We start from the raw sequence: 2,422 nt of genomic DNA, 5'->3' as shown, positions 1-2,422 counted from the left end.
GCATTAACCCGGATACCAAGTACATGGAAACCGGGACTCTGGGTAGCAACTGGCACCGCGAAGCTCACCGAAACCGAATCAGATTCCCGGAAGATAATCTCACTCCCGTGGGTTGGACCGGGATCGAAATCAATGAAGTACTCTCCATACGGAACAACCGTTGAGTTGTTCCGAACGACCCAAAGGTTTTTAACTACCGGGATGCTTTTCCGGTTGTTACTGTCAACAACGCGCGTCAACAAGACATGTAAACCGTTGGAAAGTCCGCTGAGCGGAATGTTCAATGTTCCTGCCGCCGAATCGGAGTTAAGCGGCGATCCGATTACCCAATTGTTATTCAAATCGGGCGGATCAATGGCATACTCAATCCGCGTGAGTGGAGCGGCGGCTGTAACCCCAACCAGCACGAACAGTAGTAACAGATACACTGTTCGCAATCGTGATGCGTTCATCGCGCCTCCGTTAGTTGCGGCCCTTCGCACGGAAATCGACCTGTAAACCACCCGACACCGACGCCGAGGTTGGAATGAACAGATAGGTTACTGTGGGAATTGGTGGAATACCCGATAAAACATAAGGGTAAGATCCAGCAAACATACCGATATCGGTATTATTACGGCCAGCACCAATGCCTAGCGAATTTGTACGAAGTGTCCAAAGACGCTCGCCACTCAGGTTGGTGTTAAACACGGAATCGATAGAAATGTTCAGTTGATTTCCAACCCCCTCACAAAGGGTTTCGCGATTCGTTAACACATGATCGACTTGGCTATTGATCAAGCTAAAAGGGCTGGATGAATAAGGATACGAGTAGTAAAAGGAATTGAAGAACAGTGAATTTGTTAATATAAATCCACCATTAGAGTTGTTTTGCAAAACGCAATTGCCGATAGTCGTACCGGTACTGCCGCCTTGGAAAGAAATGGGAGGTGAGGCAGTAACGTAACAACCGTAGATTTGCGTATTTGAACTTCCACTAATTGCAATGTTGACGCCAGTAATGAAACACTGTAAAATCGAGCAATCACTTACATTTCCAACAATGAGTTGTGAACTGGGAAAATAACAGCGACGAACAACAATATTGTTGGCACTCAATTGTAAACTACTGCTTTGGACTGTAATCCCGATTAGCTGCGAGTTCTGTGATCCGGCATTGAAGTACGTCGTGGAAATCCGAGCTTCCGAGGCATTCGCTTGAGTTTCCGGATTAGCGGTCAGCATATATCCGGGGCCAATCCATACCAGCATCTTCGTCGCTGTAAAACCGGTATAGGTTGTGGCAGCGCCGACAATGTAAATCGTATCGCCGTTGCTGGCGGCATCGTGCGCCATTTGTGGCTCGCGGTATGGCGTAGAATTGTTGGTGTTACTATCAACAATCAACACATTGGCAAATGCAGATAGCGAAAGGGTAACCATCAGGCCAAGTGTAACTAAAGTAAAACGAGACATTGTACCTCCTTGCTTTGATTAGGAGTAAACTGGTTGAGCGATGAGAAAGAATTGCGGAAACGATTTGGGAAAGCAGTTTGACCAACGAAGCGAAAATCAGCATACATCCAAAGGGAAAAATGAAAAACAACAACACCAGGAAACAATACTTTATATAAAGCGCAACGGAATCCCTACCACAAGCTACAAAGAATGTGCCATAGTTCACAATACAATTTGCACAACAAATGAAATATCTTACTTACTTGTTTATGCAACATTTTTCGGGTTAACTGAGATGCAATGTATCAATCACGCAAAACACATTTCTTGCGTCTTTTGTAAACCAGTCTTACCACTTTTGTTCGTAACTTGATGTAATTGTTTGTGAATAGCACATGAACAAGAGAATTTTCGCTTGCATGAATCAAACCATTCGCGAACAATCGACTTTGAATGCTACATTGCAACACTCGACCTGATCGGAACAAACATGCGGCAGTTTTATTATTGGGGGCTTTTTTTTGTTTTCGTCACATTCTTTGTCGCGAGTTGCGAGAAAGATGATAACGACTCAACAGAGGTGGTGAATCCAGCTCCGATTGAACAAACGTTTCCATTGGGAACGAGTGGTGCGACCATCGATATGATTTGGATTCGTCCCGGTTCCTATTGGATGGGGAATAATCATCCCAACCCAACTGCTGCTCTCCCTTACCATCAAGTGACTTTGAATTACGGTTTCTGGATCGGGAAAAACGAAGTGACGCAAACCCAGTGGATATCGTTGATGGATAGCAATCCGTCACACTTTATCGGCGAAAACCTCCCCGTAGAACGCGTCACTTGGGATTCGATTCATGTTTTTCTCGATACGTTGATCCGACAGAGTGGCGATACGCTTTGGCGGCTTCCGAGCGAAGCGGAGTGGGAATACGCCTGTCGTGCCGGCACAACCACCCGGTTCTATTGGGGTGACGATCCGGAA

At 45.8% G+C, this 2,422-nt stretch carries 3 protein-coding genes; 1 reads left to right on the top strand and 2 read right to left on the bottom strand.

Translation table 11 applies throughout. The annotated features are described in order from the left end of the window. Positions 1-452, bottom strand: a 452-nt coding sequence (locus OEM52_14865; GenBank protein ID MDK9701415.1) for a hypothetical protein, incomplete at its 3' end; no start/stop codon positions are given. A 10-nt stretch (positions 453-462) separates the two neighbouring features. Further along, the gene (locus OEM52_14860; GenBank protein MDK9701414.1) at positions 463-1,455 is read right to left on the bottom strand and encodes a hypothetical protein; all 993 of its coding nucleotides are present in this window, start codon (positions 1,453-1,455) and stop codon (positions 463-465) included. Positions 1,456-1,927: 472 nt separating this feature from the next. Between OEM52_14860 and OEM52_14855 the strand changes: the two genes are divergently transcribed. Beyond that, on the top strand, positions 1,928-2,422 hold a 495-nt coding region (locus OEM52_14855), incomplete at its 3' end, for an SUMF1/EgtB/PvdO family nonheme iron enzyme (GenBank protein MDK9701413.1).

It is taken from the genome of bacterium (genome assembly GCA_030247525.1).
Classification (GTDB): Bacteria; Electryoneota; JAOADG01; order JAOADG01; family JAOADG01; genus JAOTSC01.
The sequence above is the reverse complement of the archived record's forward strand: the minus strand, read 5'-3'. Positions and strand labels throughout refer to the sequence as shown.